Annotated in this window: 17 protein-coding genes; 9 read left to right on the top strand and 8 right to left on the bottom strand. The window is 66.7% G+C overall.

Annotated features, from left to right (window positions below; all coding sequences use genetic code 11):
* Positions 1-139: 139 nt before the first annotated feature.
* The 3 genes from gnd to dnaA all read right to left on the bottom strand — a co-directional run bounded on the left by gnd (position 140) and on the right by dnaA (position 5,296).
* Complete coding sequence (gnd, locus tag ACVW19_RS17050; RefSeq protein ID WP_457460214.1) at positions 140-1,015, bottom strand: phosphogluconate dehydrogenase (NAD(+)-dependent, decarboxylating); 876 nt, start codon at positions 1,013-1,015, stop codon at positions 140-142.
* Between the two features lie 261 nt (positions 1,016-1,276).
* On the bottom strand, positions 1,277-2,407 hold the full coding sequence (dnaN, locus tag ACVW19_RS17045; protein ID WP_109376586.1) for a DNA polymerase III subunit beta: 1,131 nt from the start codon (positions 2,405-2,407) through the stop codon (positions 1,277-1,279).
* Between the two features lie 942 nt (positions 2,408-3,349).
* Positions 3,350-5,296, bottom strand: coding sequence for a chromosomal replication initiator protein DnaA (dnaA, locus tag ACVW19_RS17040; protein ID WP_457460213.1), 1,947 nt, complete (start codon positions 5,294-5,296; stop codon positions 3,350-3,352).
* 376 nt (positions 5,297-5,672) lie between these two features.
* Here dnaA and rpmH point away from each other — a divergent pair, with 376 nt between their 5' ends.
* The 9 genes from rpmH (at position 5,673) to ACVW19_RS16995 (ending at position 12,671) form a co-directional block, all read left to right on the top strand.
* Positions 5,673-5,810: a 50S ribosomal protein L34 gene (gene rpmH / locus ACVW19_RS17035; RefSeq protein ID WP_003949374.1), complete on the top strand. Its 138-nt coding sequence runs from the start codon at positions 5,673-5,675 to the stop codon at positions 5,808-5,810.
* Between the two features lie 21 nt (positions 5,811-5,831).
* Positions 5,832-6,203 (top strand): ribonuclease P protein component, encoded by a 372-nt coding sequence (rnpA, locus tag ACVW19_RS17030; protein WP_457460212.1) that lies wholly within the window; start codon positions 5,832-5,834, stop codon positions 6,201-6,203.
* Positions 6,200-6,574, top strand: a complete 375-nt coding sequence (gene yidD, locus ACVW19_RS17025; protein WP_406726540.1) for a membrane protein insertion efficiency factor YidD — start codon at positions 6,200-6,202, stop codon at positions 6,572-6,574. The genes rnpA and yidD overlap by 4 nt, the downstream gene beginning before the upstream one ends.
* 3 nt (positions 6,575-6,577) lie before the next feature.
* Positions 6,578-7,849, top strand: a complete 1,272-nt coding sequence (gene yidC / locus ACVW19_RS17020) for a membrane protein insertase YidC (protein ID WP_457460211.1) — start codon at positions 6,578-6,580, stop codon at positions 7,847-7,849.
* A 15-nt stretch (positions 7,850-7,864) separates the two neighbouring features.
* On the top strand, positions 7,865-8,377 hold the full coding sequence (locus tag ACVW19_RS17015) for a Jag family protein (protein WP_109376581.1): 513 nt from the start codon (positions 7,865-7,867) through the stop codon (positions 8,375-8,377).
* A gap of 117 nt (positions 8,378-8,494) precedes the next feature.
* Complete coding sequence (gene rsmG / locus ACVW19_RS17010) at positions 8,495-9,214, top strand: 16S rRNA (guanine(527)-N(7))-methyltransferase RsmG (protein ID WP_202275011.1); 720 nt, start codon at positions 8,495-8,497, stop codon at positions 9,212-9,214.
* 344 nt (positions 9,215-9,558) lie between these two features.
* A complete protein-coding gene (locus ACVW19_RS17005) occupies positions 9,559-10,638 on the top strand; it encodes a ParA family protein (protein ID WP_457464645.1) in 1,080 nt (359 codons plus the stop codon).
* Complete coding sequence (locus tag ACVW19_RS17000) at positions 10,635-11,732, top strand: ParB/RepB/Spo0J family partition protein (RefSeq protein ID WP_457460210.1); 1,098 nt, start codon at positions 10,635-10,637, stop codon at positions 11,730-11,732. The genes ACVW19_RS17005 and ACVW19_RS17000 overlap by 4 nt, the downstream gene beginning before the upstream one ends.
* 321 nt (positions 11,733-12,053) lie before the next feature.
* On the top strand, positions 12,054-12,671 hold the full coding sequence (locus tag ACVW19_RS16995) for a GNAT family N-acetyltransferase (RefSeq protein WP_457460209.1): 618 nt from the start codon (positions 12,054-12,056) through the stop codon (positions 12,669-12,671).
* Positions 12,672-12,773: 102 nt separating this feature from the next.
* On the opposite strand, the gene trxA is transcribed toward ACVW19_RS16995, so the two are convergent.
* From trxA to ACVW19_RS16970, 5 genes are all read right to left on the bottom strand, one after another.
* A complete protein-coding gene (trxA, locus tag ACVW19_RS16990) occupies positions 12,774-13,106 on the bottom strand; it encodes a thioredoxin (protein ID WP_109376577.1) in 333 nt (110 codons plus the stop codon).
* 41 nt (positions 13,107-13,147) lie between these two features.
* Positions 13,148-14,116 (bottom strand): thioredoxin-disulfide reductase, encoded by a 969-nt coding sequence (gene trxB, locus ACVW19_RS16985; RefSeq protein WP_457460208.1) that lies wholly within the window; start codon positions 14,114-14,116, stop codon positions 13,148-13,150.
* Positions 14,117-14,316: 200 nt separating this feature from the next.
* Positions 14,317-15,231, bottom strand: coding sequence for an anti-sigma factor family protein (locus tag ACVW19_RS16980; protein WP_457460207.1), 915 nt, complete (start codon positions 15,229-15,231; stop codon positions 14,317-14,319).
* Positions 15,228-15,953 carry an RNA polymerase sigma factor SigM gene (gene sigM / locus ACVW19_RS16975; protein WP_457460206.1) on the bottom strand — a complete coding sequence of 242 codons (726 nt, stop codon included), beginning with the start codon at positions 15,951-15,953 and terminating at the stop codon, positions 15,228-15,230. The genes ACVW19_RS16980 and sigM overlap by 4 nt, the downstream gene beginning before the upstream one ends.
* A 29-nt stretch (positions 15,954-15,982) precedes the next feature.
* Positions 15,983-17,701, bottom strand: a complete 1,719-nt coding sequence (locus tag ACVW19_RS16970; RefSeq protein ID WP_457460205.1) for a protein kinase family protein — start codon at positions 17,699-17,701, stop codon at positions 15,983-15,985.
* Between the last annotated feature and the right edge of the window lie 54 nt (positions 17,702-17,755).

Here is a 17,755-nt window from a genome sequence, read left to right as displayed (position 1 = left end):
GGCGTTGTGGACCGTCGTACGGGTCCTGCGGACGACAGCCAGGGATGCCCCGTGACTGCTTCTACGGCTGTGCTGTGGCCACTCTCGGCCGCTCTGTGGACTACTTTTTCGAACCGGCTCTTCGGACCGGCTCTTCGGACTACTTCTTCTCGACCGCGTGGCCGCCGAACTGGTTGCGCAGGGCCGCGATCATCTTCATCTGCGGCGAGTCCTCCTGGCGGGAGGCGAACCGCGCGAACAACGACGCGGTGATCGCCGGCAGCGGGACCGCGTGGTCGATCGCGGCCTCCACAGTCCAGCGTCCCTCACCGGAGTCCTGTGCATAACCCCGGAGGTTGTCCAGGTGCTCGTCCTCGTGAAGCGCGTTCACCGCGAGATCGAGGAGCCAGGAGCGGATGACGGTGCCCTCCTGCCAGGAACGGAAGACCTCCCGGACGTCGGTCACCGAGTCGACCTTCTCCAGAAGCTCCCAGCCCTCGGCATAGGCCTGCATCATCGCGTACTCGATGCCGTTGTGGACCATCTTGGCGAAGTGGCCCGCGCCGACCCTGCCCGCGTGCACCGAGCCGAAGTCGCCCTCCGGCTTGAGGGCGTCGAAGACCGGCTGCACCTTGGCGACGTTCTCCTTGTCGCCGCCGTACATCAGCGCGTAGCCGTTCTCCAGGCCCCAGACGCCGCCGGAGACACCGCAGTCGACGAAACCTATGCCCTTGGCCGCCAGCTCCTCGGCGTGCTTCTCGTCGTCCGTCCATCGGGAGTTGCCGCCGTCCACGACGACATCGCCGGGCTGGAGCAGCTCGGCGAGCTCATCGATGGTCGACTGCGTCGCCTGGCCGGCCGGGACCATCACCCAGACCACCCGCGGGCCCTCGAGCTTGCCCACAAGTTCTTCCAGGCTGTGGACATCGGCGAGGTCCGGGTTGCGGTCGTATCCGACGACGGTGTGGCCCGCGCGGCGGATCCGCTCACGCATGTTGCCGCCCATCTTGCCGAGGCCGACGAGACCGAGCTCCATCAGTTGTGTTCCTTAGGTTGCGACGTGGCATGGCGGCACGGGCGTGCCGCGGCACTTACGTACCGACACGACCCTAAACCCGGGCGCTCACGCACATCTGTGGGCATACGCGCTCATGCGCACGCCCTCACCTGCGGCTTCGCTCACGGCCACTTCCGGGTCCGGCTCTGACCGGTATCCACGATCCGGTGTCCACCGGGCCCGGAAGGACTGTGCACAACTGTGGACTGCCGAGGGCAGCCGCGGACAGGTGGTGCGGCGTCAGCCGCTGAGCCGCACCGGCATGATCAGGTACTTGTAGGCGTCGTCCGCCTCCGCGTCCACCGCAGGCCTGCCGCTGAGCAGCGCGGGTTTGGTGGACGTGGTGAACGACAGCTGCGCCACCGGGGAGTCGATGGCGCTCAGACCGTCCAGCAGGAACGTCGGGTTGAAGGCGATCGAGATGTCATCGCCCTCCAGCTGGGCGTCGACCCTTTCCACAGCCTGTGCGTCGTCACTGGAGCCGGCCTCCAGGATGAGCACACCCTGCTCGAAGCTGAGCCGCACCGGGGTGTTGCGCTCGGCGACCAGGGCCACGCGCTTGACGGCCTCCACGAAGGGGGCGGTCTCGATGACGGCGACGCTGTTGAACTCGGTCGGGAACAGCGTGCGGTACTTCGGGAGGTCGCCCTCCAGCAGCCGCGTGGTGGTGCGGCGGCCCGCTCCTTCGAAGCCGATCAGGCCCTCGCCCGCGCCCGAGCCGGACAGCGCAAGGATCACCTGGTCGCCGCTGGTCAGCGCCTTGGCGGTGTCCAGGAGCGTCTTCGCGGGCACCAGGGCGACCGCCGAGGCCTCCGGGTCCTCCGGCTTCCACAGGAACTCGCGGACCGCGAAGCGGTAGCGGTCGGTGGAGGCCAGCGTCACCGTGTCGCCCTCGATCTCGATGCGCACACCGGTCAGGACGGGCAGGGTGTCGTCCCGGCCGGCCGCGATGGCGACCTGCTGCACGGCGGACGCGAAGACCTCACCGGGGACGGTGCCCGTCGCGTTCGGCATCTGGGGCAGGGCCGGGTACTCCTCCACCGGCAGGGTGTGGAGTGTGAACCGCGAGGAACCGCACACCACCGTCGCCCGTACACCGTCTGTGGAGATCTCCACCGGCCGGTTGGGGAGCGCGCGGGAGATGTCGGCGAGCAGACGGCCCGAGACGAGGACCGTGCCCTCCTCCTCGACCTCCGCCTCCACCGAGACCCGTGCGGAGACCTCGTAGTCGAAGCTGGACAGGCTCAGCTGCCCCTCCTCGGCCTTCAGCAGCAAGCCGGCGAGGACCGGCGCCGGCGGACGGGCCGGGAGGCTGCGCGCAGCCCAGGCCACTGCCTCCGCGAGTACGTCGCGTTCCACCCGGATCTTCACCGTAAGCCGCCTCCTGCTGTTGCCGGCGTTCTCACGCCCTGCTTCGCCTTCGTCGTCTGCCTCGGTGTCGTCGGCCTCTGTGAGGGAAGGACACCGGGGACCAGTCTGACGCACTGCACTGACAGTAGGTGCCGCTCGGGGTCAAGTCGTGACGAGCGGCAGTCGGCGTCGAACCGGCGAGTTGTGCACAGGACCCTCTTCGAAACGAATTCCTCACTCTCTCTAGTTGGGAGTAGTAGTAGGGCCTGTGGATACCGTGGATAACCTTGTTTTCCCAGCTCAGGGCCAAGATTTTGTCCACCGGGCCTGTGGGTGGAGGCGGTGGACAACTCGGGGTTTCTGTGGAGAACAAAAAGTTCTGCACACTCCGTACACAGGGAGGGGCGAGTTCTCCCCAGCTCCGTCCCCAGGTTTGCCGGTCTTTCCCACAGGCGGCCTCGGCACCTTGCTGTGACGCCTTTCACTCGACCCGGTGAGGAGGCGCGTGATGTTGCCGAACAGTGGACAGGCGTGTGGAGAAGCGCCTGATCATTGGGGACAACTGGCTTCAGCCTGTGGGTTGCTGGTGGAAAACTTTGTCCACAGCCTGTGGATCACCGCCTCGTCCACAGGCTGTGGAGATCGTTTGTCCACGAATCCACAGCCTGTTGACCTGGCTCGATGGTGCCCCAACAAGCAGGGCTGTGGACAGTTTCGGGACAACTTCACAGTCCCCAGGATGTGGACGGGAGAAAGTTGCCACATCTGTGGAGGACGGCCGTAACCCGGTGCTGAAATCGAACAGTGGACGGGACGCCGAGGGCCGCGAGGGCCGGCCCTCGCCGGTCGGCGAGCGCGTGAAGGCCGGTTCGGCAGGCATACAAGGGCCGGTCGGCAGGCGCACGAAGAAGGGCGTCCCCGGACCACATCCGGGGACGCCCTTCTTCGTGCGCCTGCGGGCGCTCAGCCGGCCTTGATGCGGTTGGTGAGCTCGGTGACCTGGTTGTAGATGGAGCGTCGCTCCGCCATCAGATTGCGGATCTTCCGGTCCGCGTGCATCACCGTCGTGTGGTCGCGGCCGCCGAACAGCGCGCCGATCTTCGGCAGCGACAGGTCCGTCAGCTCACGGCACAGGTACATCGCGATCTGCCGCGCGGTCACCAGGGCGCGGCCGCGCGAGGTGCCGCACAGGTCCTCGACCGTGAGCCCGAAGTAGTCGGCGGTCGCGCTCATGATGGCCGTCGAGGTGATCTCCGGCGCGGAGTCGTCGCCGCCAGGGATCAGATCCTTCAGGACGACCTCTGTCAGTCCGAGGTCCACCGGCTGCCGGTTGAGCGAGGCGAACGCCGTCACCCGGATCAGCGCGCCCTCCAGCTCGCGGATGTTCCGCGAGATCCGGGAGGCGATGAACTCCAACACCTCGGGCGGGGCGTTGAGCTGCTCCTGCACCGCCTTCTTGCGCAGGATCGCGATACGTGTCTCCAGCTCCGGAGGCTGGACGTCGGTGATCAGACCCCACTCGAAACGGTTCCGCAGCCGGTCTTCCAGCGTCACCAGCTGCTTGGGCGGCCGGTCACTGGAGAGCACGATCTGCTTGTTGGCGTTGTGCAGCGTGTTGAAGGTGTGGAAGAACTCCTCCTGCGTCGACTCCTTGTCCGCGAGGAACTGGATGTCGTCGACGAGCAGGATGTCCATCTCGCGGTACCGCTTGCGGAAGCTGTCGCCCTTGCCGTCGCGGATGGAGTTGATGAACTCGTTGGTGAACTCCTCCGAGCTCACGTACCGCACCCGCGTGCCGGGGTAGAGACTGCGCGCGTAGTGTCCGATCGCGTGCAGCAGGTGGGTCTTGCCGAGCCCGGACTCCCCGTAGATGAACAGGGGGTTGTACGCCTTCGCGGGTGCCTCGGCGACCGCCACCGCCGCCGCGTGCGCGAAGCGGTTGGAGGCGCCGATGACGAACGTGTCGAAGAGGTACTTCGGGTTCAGCCGCGCGGTCGGCTCACCGGGGCCGGTCGCCGGTGCGGGCTGTGCGGCCAGCGGGCCGGGCGCCCCGCTCGTGGGCAGGTTCGGGCCGACGGGGCCGCCGCGGTGGACGTGCCCCGAGCCGGACGGGGGCTCGGGGAGCTCGCGGCGGGCGGCGTCGCGCTGGTCGTAGTCACCGCGGTCGTAGCCGCCACGGTCGTAGTTACTTCGGTCGTACTCCGCGCGTGACGTCTCGTAGTCGGAGCGCTGCTGCTCGTAGGAGGAGCGCTCCATCGGCTGCGGACGGTAGTCCTGCGAGGGCGCGCCGCCGTAGCCGTCCTGGGAACCGTAGGCGTTCTGCGAGGGCGAGGCGTACGGGTCGCGGTCGGGGAAGCCGAGGCGCTGTTGCTGCCAGCCGTACTCGTCCTGGCCCGGTCGCGGCCAGGAGCTGGGCTCCGGGCGCTGGTACTCCGAGGGGTAGGCGGGGCGGGCGGTGGGGAGCTGGTCGCCGGGCGAGCCGGGGTCCTGGTCGGCGCGGCGCCGGCCGTAGCCCTCGTACTGCTCGTGCTCCTGGCGGTCCTGTCGATCCGGTCGGTCCTGCCGGGTGGGAGGGAGCTCGGGCTCCTCGTAGCGCGGCTGGGGGCGGGCGACCGGCGGGGCCGGGGGCTCTCCCGCGGAGTCGTCGACGGTGATGGCGATGCGGATGGGGCGCCCGCACTCGCGGCTCAGGCTTTCGCTGACGATCGGCGCGAGGCGGCCCTCGAGCACGCCCTTGGCGAACTCGTTCGGCACGGCGAGCAGCGCGGTGTCGGCGACCAGCGCCAGCGGCTGGCAGCGCCGGATCCAGTGTTCGTCCTTCCCCTCGACTCCCTGGCCCCGGCCCTCACCGAGCAGCTCCTCCAGTACGCGTGGCCACACTGCGGCAAGATCGGCAGGTACGTCAGCCACAGGGCACGCTCTCTCACAGGTCCCTCGAACGTGTGATTCGGGGACGGGTCGGGGTTGTAAAGGGGGTGGTCGAGGGACAAAGGAACGAATCGGAGTTACGTCACGGTAGTCAGGGCAGCCGGTGCGGTTCAAGTCGTTGTCCCCAGCCTGTGGACAAGTGTCTCCCCGTGGCTGCTGGTTTGACCGAAGGATGCAGCCGCGCGTACCGTGGCGAGGTCGAGTTGTCGATGGCTGCTGCCGCCTGCCTCCGATGGGCACAGATCACGCAAGATGATCGGTCAGCGGTGCACTCGGGCGTAACGCGAGCTACTCGTGGGCGCACGGTGACAGCCAGGACGGCACCCCGCAATCAACGACATCTTTCTGGAGCCCCCGAGTGAGCAAGCGCACCTTCCAGCCGAACAACCGTCGTCGCGCGAAGACCCACGGCTTCCGGCTGCGTATGCGCACCCGTGCCGGCCGCGCGATTCTCGCGTCCCGCCGTGGCAAGGGTCGCGCCCGCCTGTCCGCCTGATCCCGATCAGGTCATGACGTCGTGCTGCCCACCGACAACCGGCTGAGGCGGCGCGAGGACTTCGCGACCGCGGTACGACGAGGACGCCGGGCTGGACGCAGGCACCTCGTCGTACACCTTCGCAGCGGTGTCACGGACCCGCATGTGCCTGGGGAGAGCGCTCCCCCGACACGTGCGGGTTTCGTCGTGAGCAAGGCTGTGGGGGGAGCGGTCGTGCGGAACAAGGTGAAGCGCAGACTTCGCCACCTGATGCGCGATCGAGTGGCCCTGCTGCCCCCCGGTAGCCTGGTAGTCGTACGAGCGCTGCCCGGAGCGGGTGACGCCGAGCATGCACAACTGGCCCAAGACCTGGATGCCGCTTTGCAGCGGCTGCTGGGAGGGGGCACGCGATGAAGTACCCGCTGCTGGCTCTGATCAAGCTCTATCAGTGGACGATCAGTCCGCTGCTGGGGCCTGTATGCAAGTACTACCCGTCGTGTTCCCATTACGGCTACACGGCCATCGACCGGCACGGTGCCATCAAGGGCACAGCACTCACGGCCTGGCGCATCCTGCGGTGCAATCCGTGGTCGCTGGGTGGCGTGGACCATGTCCCGCCGCGCAAGCGCCCGCGGTGGCACGAAATGCTGCGTGACGCCTGGCGTGCACGCAAGGGCGGGCCTGCCTCCGCCGAACCGGCCACCGAAGGACAGACTTCTTCCGCAAGTCCGACGAGCCCTTCGAGTCCGGCCGCAGAGACCTCGCCCCATGCCCAAGGAGCATGATTAGTGGACACGATTGCCAGCCTCTTCAGCTTCATCACGACACCTGTCTCCTGGGTCATCGTCCAGTTCCACTCCGTGTACGGGTCCATCTTCGGCCCCGACACCGGGTGGGCCTGGGGCCTGTCCATCGTGTCCCTGGTGATCCTGATCCGTATCTGCCTGATCCCGCTCTTCGTGAAGCAGATCAAGGCGACGCGCGCGATGCAGACGCTCCAGCCGGAGATGAAGAAGATCCAGGAGCGCTACAAGAACGACAAGCAGCGTCAGTCCGAAGAGATGATGAAGCTGTACAAGGACGCGGGCACCAACCCGCTCTCCTCGTGCCTTCCCATCCTGGCGCAGTCTCCGTTCTTCTTCGCTCTGTACCACGTGCTCAACAGCATCGCGTCCAACGACACCATCGGCGTGATCAACGAGCGTCTGCTGGAGAGTGCGCAGAAGGCGCACATCTTCGGTGCCCCGCTCGCGGCGAAGTTCACGGACAGCGCGGACAAGGTCAACGCCCTCAACGCCTCGCTGACCGATGTGCGGATCGTCACGGCCCTGATGATCGTCTTGATGTCGCTGTCGCAGTTCTACACGCAGCGCCAGCTGATGACGAAGAACGTCGACACCACGGTGAAGACGCCGTTCATGCAGCAGCAGAAGATGCTGATGTACGTCTTCCCCGTCATCTTCGCCGTCTTCGGCATCAACTTCCCGGTCGGTGTCCTCGTCTACTGGCTGACCACCAACGTGTGGACCATGGGCCAGCAGATGTACGTCATCCACAACAACCCGACGCCGGGTTCCAAGGCGCAGGCCGCGTACCTGGAGCGCCTTGCCAAGCACGTCGCCCACCACGGCAAGACCCGCAACCGCCGTGAGCGCGCCATCGTCAAGACCATCATGGCCAAGGGCCGGGACCGTAACGAATACGAGCGCAAGTTCATCAACGGTCTGAGCAAGGCGGGCCTCGTGGCCCAGGCCGATGGAGCGGTGATCAAGGGCGATGCCACGGCCGCCGCGCAGGCCGAGGACGGCTCTCCGGCCACGACCCAGACCGCGAAGCGTCAGCAGCCCAAGCGGCAGACCAAGTCCCAGCGTCAGGGCGGTGCAGCGAAGGCGGCTGACGAGCCGACCTCGCTGACCAAGGCCGAAGCGCCCCAGGACGACGTCGAGCCCGCCGCCGCTGCCAAGAAGGGCAACGCGAAGTCCGGCGGAAGTACCCGCAGCAGGGCCCAGTCCGGACAGCGCAAGGGCCCGCAGCGGCCCAAGTCCCCGTCCAAGAAGTAAGAAGGAGTCCATCCCGTGACGGAAGGCACCACCTCCACCGCTGCCGAGGGCGCAGACACCCTGACCCGCCTGGAGCAGGAAGGTGAGATCGCAGCGGACTACCTGGAGGGTCTGCTCGACATCGCCGACCTCGACGGTGACATCGACATGGACGTCGAGGCCGATCGTGCCTCCGTCTCGATCATCAGCGACTCGGCCGGCCGTGACCTGCAGAAGCTGGTCGGTCGGGACGGTGAGGTGCTGGAGGCGCTCCAGGAGCTCACGCGTCTGGCTGTGCATCGGGAGACCGGGGACCGCAGTCGGCTCATGCTCGACATCGCGGGGTACCGCGCCAAAAAGCGGGCCGAGTTGTCCGAGCTGGGTGCGAAGGCCGCCGCCGAGGCCAAGAGCAGCGGTGAGCCCGTGAAGCTCGACCCGATGACGCCGTTCGAGCGCAAGGTCGTGCACGACGCGGTCAAGGCCGCCGGCCTGAACAGTGAGTCCGAGGGCGAGGAGCCGCAGCGCTTCGTCGTCGTGCTTCCCGCCTGAACGGTTCCACGTTCCACCGGCCCCGTCTGTTGCGCAGGCGGGGCCGAATTTTGTCAGCCTGATAGTTCTGTGGTGTCGGCGCCCGATGTCGGCACGCTACGGAAGGACGGTCCCCCCGTGACGGAGGCAGCGGAGCTTCCCCCCGCGCCCGAGCAGGCTCGCGAGGTGTTCGGCGATCGCTTCGCGGACGCGGTGCGTTACGCGGAACTGCTTGCTGAGGCGGGCGTTCAGCGTGGTCTGATCGGCCCGCGGGAGGTGCCGCGACTGTGGGAGCGGCACCTGCTGAACTGTGCGGTGCTCTCGGAAGTCGTGCCCGAAGGCGTCACGGTGTGCGATGTCGGTTCGGGTGCCGGTCTGCCGGGCATCCCATTGGCGCTGGTCCGCGAGGACCTCAAGATCACGCTGCTGGAGCCACTGCTACGGCGTACCACCTTCCTGACCGAAGTCGTGGAGCTACTGGGGTTGGACCATGTGACGGTCGTGCGTGGCCGGGCCGAGGAGGTCATGGGCACGATGTCTCCGGTGCACGTGGTGACCGCACGAGCCGTGGCACCGCTCGACCGCCTCGCCACGTGGGGCATCCCGCTCCTTCGGCCGTACGGAGAGATGCTCGCGCTCAAGGGTGACGCTGCCGAGGAGGAGCTGAAGAATGCGACCTCGGCACTGAGCAAGCTTGGCGCCGTGGCCACATCGGTCGTGCATGTGGGTGAGGGGGTGGTGGATCCGATGTCCACAGTGGTGCGGGTCGAGGTGGGGGAAAGTCCCGGTGGTGTGCGCTTCGCGGCGAAGCGCGCGAAGGCCGCTCGCACCGGGCGTGCGCGGCGCCGACGCGGATAGGGGCATGGTCTGCCGGGCAGCAGAAGATCCGACGGGCAGGCCTACGCCCGGAAGGGGCAGACGTACTCCACACAAGCAGCCGAACCGCCGTAGGCCGGAGTGTCGCGGCAGTGCGGCCCCGGCTGCTGTGCATCGTGTTTCACGTGAAACGTCGCTCCCTGCTGCACGGCATCATCAGTCGCGGTCGCGCTGCGGCCGAACCCCGCGATCGTAAGCCTCTCGGTTCACTCAGAGAGGGTCCTGTTCCCAATGAGACTTCGCCCCCCTCAGGGGGTACGGAGTTGTCCACAGAAGTGGATTTCTCCACAGAACGTCAGGCCTCACTGGTTCACGACCCCGAAGGCATGGGAGGCTCTGTTCATTGCGAGCCTGAAGTCGAGGAGAGTGAATCCACCTTGCGGTCCGACGCCAACATCGCGGGACCGATGACCGACCCGGTCCCCGGTCCTCGTGCCGAATCGATGGGGGCGGATGTTTCACGTGAAACACCGCCTCCTATGGACGACGCCCCCATCGGTCGTGCTGCCCAGCTGGCGGTGGATGCACTGGGCCGCGCAGGTGAGGGCCTGCCACGGCCCGAGCAGACACGCCTCGTGGTGGTCGCCAACCAGAAGGGTGGCGTGGGTAAGACGACGACGACCGTCAACCTCGCCGCGTCACTTGCGCTCCATGGCGCTCGGGTCTTGGTGATCGACCTCGACCCCCAGGGCAACGCTTCTACGGCCCTGGGGATCGACCACCACGCCGAAGTTCCTTCCATCTATGACGTGTTGGTCGAGAGCAGGCCGCTGGCGGAGGTTGTCCAGCCGGTCCCCGACGTAGAGGGTCTCTTCTGCGCACCCGCCACGATCGATCTCGCCGGTGCGGAGATCGAGCTGGTGTCACTGGTGGCACGGGAGAGCCGGCTGCAGCGTGCCATCCATGCCTACGAGCAGCCGCTGGACTACGTCCTCATCGACTGTCCTCCATCCCTGGGCTTGCTGACGGTCAACGCGATGGTGGCGGGACAGGAGGTCCTGATCCCGATCCAGTGCGAGTACTACGCCCTAGAAGGTTTGGGGCAGCTGCTCCGCAATGTCGATCTGGTGCGGGGCCACCTCAACCCCTCCCTGCACGTATCGACGATCCTGCTCACCATGTACGACGGCCGGACGCGTCTTGCGTCCCAGGTTGCGGACGAGGTGCGTAGTCACTTCGGCGACGAGGTACTGCGGACAAGCATTCCTCGCTCTGTGCGTATTTCGGAGGCGCCGAGTTATGGGCAGACGGTGCTGACCTACGATCCTGGATCGAGCGGTGCCCTCTCCTACCTTGAGGCGGCACGCGAGATCGCGCTGAGGGGCGTTGGCGTCAGCTATGACGCATCGAACGCACACATCGGCGCACAGCAGAACGATCCGAGCATGGTGGAGGGCGTCCAGTGAGTGAGCGACGGAGGGGGCTGGGCCGTGGTCTTGGCGCACTTATCCCTGCTGCCCCGACAGAGAAGACGGTCTCCCCGACTGTGACGGGAGGCGCAGCTTCCGCCTCTCCCGCTGCGCCTCCGGCGCTGCCGAACGAGCGCGGGGTGGCTGTGGCCAAACTGGCCGCACTTCCCTCTGTTCCACGTGAAACAGAGGAGTCGTCGACGCATGGCGCGGCGGAGATGCCCATGCCTCCCCTAGGGGCACACTTCGCGGAGATTCCCCTTGAATCCATCAAGCCGAACCCGCGTCAGCCGCGCGGAGTCTTCGACGAGGATGCGCTGGCAGAACTTGTCACGTCCATCAAGGAGGTCGGTCTCCTCCAGCCCGTCGTCGTACGGCAGGTCGGGCCGGTGCACTACGAGCTCATCATGGGTGAGCGCCGCTGGCGGGCGTGCCGCATCGCGGGGCTCGAAGCCATCCCGGCGATCGTGCGGGCCACGGAGGACGAGAAGCTCCTCCTGGACGCCCTTCTGGAGAATCTGCACCGTGCCCAGCTGAATCCGCTGGAAGAGGCAGCCGCCTACGACCAACTGCTGAAGGACTTCAACTGCACGCATGATCAGTTGGCGGACCGCATCGGCCGTTCCCGCCCGCAGGTTTCCAACACCCTGCGTCTGCTGAAGCTCTCGCCGAGGGTTCAGAGCCGGGTGGCTGCCGGAGTGCTCTCCGCCGGGCACGCGCGGGCCTTGCTCTCCGTGGAGGACTCCGAAGAACAGGACCGGCTGGCCCATCGGATTGTGGCCGAGGGTCTCTCGGTGCGGGCTGTCGAGGAGATCGTGACCCTGATGGGGTCCGGGCCGCAGAAGTCGACGCGCTCCAAGGGGCCGAGGGCGGGTGCCCTGGTGTCTCCGGCGCTGTCCGATCTGGCCACCCGTCTTTCGGATCGTTTCGAGACGCGGGTGAAGGTCGATCTGGGCCAGAAGAAGGGGAAGATCACCGTCGAGTTCGCCTCCATGGAGGACCTTGAGCGCATTCTCGGCACCCTCGCTCCTGATGAGGGGCCGGTTCTGCAGAAGAGTCTTGTGGACGACGACTCCATGGAAGATTCCTGAGGCTTCGGCTCGGTCAGCCGAACAGCCGACCGTGGGCGGATTGTGTCCGGTATATCCCGGAAACGATCCGCCCTTTGCTTTCTGGCGGTATCGGCGGAATCGCTTCATGGATACGATGCGGTGAGACAGGGGTGTCCACCGCCAGTACCTGAATCTCTGAGCGCAAGGCAGGGCCATGCGAATGATGAGTCGCACCGGACGGGTGGGAGCGGGGCTGGCGATTGCCGCCGTCGGAGGATTCATCGGCAGTCTGCTCAAGGAGCGGCACGCTCTGGCAGCCGCCCGTGAGGCAGCAGGCGGAGGAAGCGAGGAACAGGCTTCATGGGGCGTCGGCTCGTACCGCTCACGCTGGACAACCTTCAGGACCTTCCCCAGCGCTGTCGCTCGTGTGTTTTCTGGGAGCTCGACCCCGTCAGTGGTGAGGCAGCAGTAACGGCGGGAACGTCAGCGGTCGAGAAGGAGTCGTGGATCTCGGCTGTGCTGCTGGACTGGGGGTCGTGCGGAAGGATCGTCTATGTCGATGACATCCCCGTGGGTTTCGTTCTCTACGCCCCGCCTGCCTATGTGCCGCGTGCCATGGCGTTTCCCACGAGCCCTGTGTCGTCCGATGCCGTGCAGCTGATGACCGCGTTTATCGTGCCGGGCTACCAGGGGCAGGGTCTGGGGAGAGTGATGGTGCAGACGGTGGCGAAGGACCTACTGCGTCGCGGGGTCAAGGCGATCGAGGCCTTCGGTGACGCGCGTTGGAAAGAACCGGCCTGTGTTCTACCCGCTGACCACCTCTTGGCCGTGGGGTTCAAGACAGTCCGCCAACATCCCGCGTATCCCAGGCTCAGACTGGAGCTGAGGACAACACTGTCGTGGAAGGACGATGTCGAGATGGCGTTGGACCGGTTGCTCGGAGCCGTCCAGAAGGAGCCGGTGTTGCGCCCCCTCTGAGGCGTGGCGTGCTGGTGTACGTCATGCGAATGGGCCGACCCGGATGGGTCGGCCCATTCGTGTTTCACGTGAAACATGCGCCGCCGACGAGGCGGTCGATGCTCATTCGCTGATGAAGTCCTCGAGGTCGCGGACGATCGCGGCCTTCGGCTTGGCACCGACGATGGTCTTGGCGACCTCGCCACCCTGGTAGACGTTCAGGGTCGGGATGGACATGACGCCGTACTTGGCGGCCGTACCCGGGTTCTCGTCGATGTTCAGCTTGACGACCTCGATCTTGTCCCCGTACTCCGCGGCAATCGCTTCGAGGGAAGGGGCGATCTGGCGGCACGGACCGCACCAGGCGGCCCAGAAGTCCACCAGGACGGGCTTGTCACTCTTGAGGACGTCCTGGTCGAAGGAGTCGTCAGTCACATTCTTCAGGGTGCCGGCCACGGCGGGCTCCTTAACTGGTTGGTGCGTGGTGAGGGGGGAGGTCAGACAGAGGTCTTCTCGGGCTCGGCCTGCTCCCCGTCCGCGAGAGCGGCAAGGAACCTCTCGGCGTCGAGGGCGGCGGCACAGCCCGTACCGGCCGCGGTGATCGCCTGGCGGTAGGTGTGGTCGACCACATCACCGGCACCGAACACTCCGGTGAGGTTCGTACGCGTCGAAGGCGCATCGACCTTCAGGTAACCCTCTCCGTCCAGCTCCAACTGGCTCTTGAAGAGCTCCGTGCGAGGGTCGTGCCCGATCGCGATGAACAGGCCGGTCACCGCCAGGTCCGAGAGTTCGCCGGTCTTGACGTTCCGCAGCTTCAGACCCGAGAGCTTCTGGTCGCCCTGGACCTCTGCGACCTCGCTGTCCCAGACGAACGAGATCTTCGGGTCGGCGATGGCACGCTCCTGCATCGCCTTCGAGGCCCTCAGGGTGTCGCGGCGGTGGACGACCGTGACGGACTTGGCGAACCGTGAGAGGAAAGTGGCCTCCTCCATTGCGGTGTCGCCGCCGCCGATGACGGCGATGTCCTGGTCCTTGAAGAAGAAGCCGTCACACGTGGCACACCACGAGACACCACGGCCGGCGAGGGCATCCTCGTTCGGCAGGCCAAGCTTGCGGTGCTGCGAGCCAGTGGCGACGATGACGGCCTTCGCCTTGTGGACCGTTCCTGCGGTGTCCGTGACGGTCTTGATCTCTCCGGTCAGGTCGACGGCGACCACGTCGTCCGGAATGAGCTCTGCCCCGAAGCGCTCTGCCTGGGCGCGCATGTTGTCCATGAGCTCGGGGCCCATGATGCCGTCCTGGAAGCCGGGGAAGTTTTCGACATCGGTGGTGTTCATCAGCGCACCACCGGCGGTGACGGCGCCCTCGAACACCAGGGGCTTCAGCGACGCACGGGCGGTGTAGAGGGCTGCCGTGTAGCCGGCCGGCCCCGAACCGATGATGATCACGTTACGGACGTCGCTCACAGCTTGTTTCCTCGTCTCTGGTCTGTGTCATCCGACCGGTGGGAGCTTCTGTCGGAACTCTCACCTCACCCAACGGATCCTAAGGGGCGAGCATTCCCGCTGTGCCTGAGCGCACCGATGGAGCTGACGGACGTGGTTCCCGGGCTGGCAGGCGCGCACCGTACGAGATACCACCCAGGAAGGAGACGAAGCGTCGACTGTCAGCCACGGGTGTAGGAGTTCTTCAGCAGAACCTTCGCCGTGGTAGCCGAGGACGGGTTGCCGACGCAGGTGGCATCGACGATGTAGGCGGTCACACGGGTGTCGTCGGAGAGGTTGGGAAGCACCACCAGGAGAGCTTTTCTCCCCTTGTAGATGCCCTGCTCTGTGGCGAGCGCGGCGTCATTGCGGCCGATTCCCTCGCGGACGCATGCCGGGACCGTGGATTGCTGGAAAACCCTGGGGCTGGCGGCTTCGGCCTCCGACTCCATTTCCAAGGTCTGCGGCTTGCGAGAGAATTTGCCCTTCCGCTGGTTCTGCGCGAGGAGATCAGAGACCTGCTTCCCCAGCTCACTCTCGGAGAATGTGTCCGAGGCCGTCTGCTGAACGCCGCCCGGGCCCGTTTCGTCGTTCTGGGACGTCAGGAACAGCGTGCCGACCCCCAGAGCCGCAACAGTGAAAACGGTCCCCAGCACAGCGGCTTTACGGCGGCCGCGTTGCATACGGTCCTTGCGACCTGGACCGGTCGTGGAAGAGCGTGGGCGCCCCGCGGGGCGGTCCGTCGGCGTCGATGTTTCACGTGAAACATGCGCGCGGTCCTCATCGGGATGGGGAGGGGAGACGTCAGCCGGCTCTGCGACGTTCTCGGAGCCCGGCGCCCTGGCATGCAGCAGCGCTTCTACGGTGAGCGCGGCATCGATACGGCTTGCCACCTCGGTGGGCATACGTGGTGGACCCGGCATCCTGCCAAGCAGTCCCCGGATCTCCTCCAGAGAGGCATGGACGTCTGCGCAGAGGTCGCACTCGTCCAGGTGTCGGCGCACAGCGGCGGTTCGAGCGGGTGGCAGGAGTCCCTCGATGAGGTCGGAGATCTCCGCGACGTCCGGGTGTTCCGTCATGCCTGTTGTCGATGTCACGCTTTCCCACCTCCGCCCTTCACTGCCGCTGGGTCACTCGGCCCTGTACCCGGCGGGTCCGCTCGGTGCGGTCCCGCTGCGGGTGGGACGGATGCCCCCTGCGTCCGGTTCCGTTCCCCATCCTGCTTCCTGCTGTCACCGCTCCCGTTCGGTCGTAGGTGTTGCAGAAGGGGCAGGAGTCTGGCTCTGCCTCGGGCGCAGCGGCTCTTCACCGTGCCGGTGGGCACATCGAGGATGCGGGCGGCCTCCGCGACGGGGTAGCCCTGCATGTCCACCAGTACGAGAGCCGCCCGCTGATCGGGTGGGAGAGTTCCCATGGCCGCTATGAGCTGACGGTGCAGGTCGTTGCGTTCCGCGGGAGCCGAGGCGGACTCATGGGGCTCCAGCAGCTGCTCCAGGCGCTCCGTGTCGTCGACAGGGGAGGTCTTCCGGGATGCAGCCTTGCGCGCACGGTCCAAGCACGCGTTCACCGTGATCCGGTGCAGCCATGTCGTGACGGCCGACTGACCTCGGAAGGTGTGGGCGGCCCGATAAGCGGAGACAAGAGCGTCCTGAACCGCGTCAGCGGCCTCCTCGCGATCCCCCAGCGTCCGCAGGGCCACCGCCCACAACCGGTCCCGGTGACGGCGTACCAGCTCGCCGAAGGCTTCGGGATCACCCTCCACATGGTGGGCAAGGAGGTCCTGATCGCTTGCGTCGTGGTGCGTGGTGCCGTCCGGCATCGGACCCCCTCCCCTCGCTCGGTGAGACGTCAGCCGGTGAACTTCAGGTCGGTGATGGCCTGCTTGTAGCCGGCGCTGCTGTAACCGTCGGCGGGCGCGTTCGGGACGGCCGTGATCCACAACAGTACGTACTGCGTCTTCACCGAGTCCGACGCCTTCACGTCCAGCGATTTACCGCTGGTCGTGGCGGACCCGATCTTCTTCATGCCGTCGATCCCGGTCGAAGGCGTCAGCGAGTCCGTGGCGTAGAGGTGCACCGCCGTGTGGTCACCGGTGTACCGGAGTCCTATTGACGCCGTCGAGATCTCCTTGGCCGAGCCGAGGTCGTAGACGATGCCCACTCCGGGTTTGTAGGGCGCGAGCGTCGGGCCGTCGTTGTAATACTTGGTCCGCCAGTAGGTCGAGTGGTCGTTGTCGTACGTCTTGTCCACGTCACCGGGGGCCTGGGCCGCGCCCGTCGCGACGTACTCCTGAGCGCCCTGAATCGTGAGTGGCTTGGCTGGCTTGGGTTTCTGGGGACTCTTGTCGTTGCCGTCCGTCGTCTGTGTCTTGTTGGTGTCGTCCGCGCTGCCGCCCTGGCCGATGAGGGCGTCCGCGAGCTGCCAGCTGCCCAGACCGAGCGCGGCGATCAGCAGCGCTGACACGGCCCACTTCAGCGCCTTGCCCGTGCGGCTCTGCAACGGGGGCGGCGGGGTCGGCACCGGTTGGGTGATGCCCGGATGGGGCGCCGGGCGTCCGTAGGAGCCCTGCTGGTACGTCGTGCGCTGGTAGTCCGGCGGGGTGGTGAAGGCAGGCTCCGGCGGGCGGATGCGGGGCATCTCGCCGATTGCCTTCACCAGTTCCTCCGGCGTGGTGCACGGGGACTCATGGCGGGAGGCGGTGGCGCCGTCGTTGGCCAGTGCGCGCATGGCGAGTTCGGACAGGCCGCGGTGCACACCGGCCCGCACCTGGTCGGGCGGGATCAGACCGATGTCCTTCGGCAGTCCTGACAGGCCGTATGCGTCGCTCTCGTACGGCCAGCGTTGGGTGAGTGCCGCGTACAGCAGGGCACCGATGGATTCGGTGTCGGTGCGCTGAGGGGTGTCGGATTCGATGCCGCGCAGCGCCGCGTTCACGGCGAGACCCCGAATGCGCCATTGGCCCGTCGAGGTGCGCAGGACCGCATTGGGGTTCAGCCGCAGATGGGCGAGTCCCTCGCGGTGGGCCGCGGCCATGGCGGAGGAGATCTGACTGGTCATCTGGTAGGCGTCGTACACCTCGAGCGGGCCGTTCGCCAGGAGCGTGGTCAACTCGGTGGCGTCGGGGAGCCATTCGTGTACGACGTAGACGATGTCGTTCTCCTCGACGGCGTCCAGGACCTGAACGAAGCGAGGGTCGCCCAGCAGGGCGGAGGAGCGGGCCGAAGCCAGGACGGAGCGGGCACGGGAGTGGTCCGCGGGCAGAATGTGCACACCGACGGCGCGGCGGAGCTTTTCGTCCACGGCACGCCAACTGCTGAATCCGTCCAGACGGGTGACGCACTCTTCGAGACGGTAGCGTCTGGCGAGCTTGTGACCGCTGTGCAGTTCGAGCGGCGACGTCGTCCCGGAACCGTCGGGCCCGGTGTTCTCCTGTGCCGCGTCGCTGTCCGTGTCCTGCTCCCGGTTCTTGACCACCCCGTCGGCCGTGGACTGGTCCGCCTGCGCGGTCAGCGGCTGCTCGCCGCTGTTGTCTGCCACGTCGACGGCAGCTGTGCTCCGTTCCGCCACCGTCGTTCCCTGCCTCCCCATCCATTGCGCGCCGGCTGACCGCCCTCGCGCGCC

The sequence above is a fragment of the Streptomyces sp. TE5632 genome, from assembly GCF_054061295.1.
The sequence above is the reverse complement of the archived record's forward strand: the minus strand, read 5'-3'. Positions and strand labels throughout refer to the sequence as shown.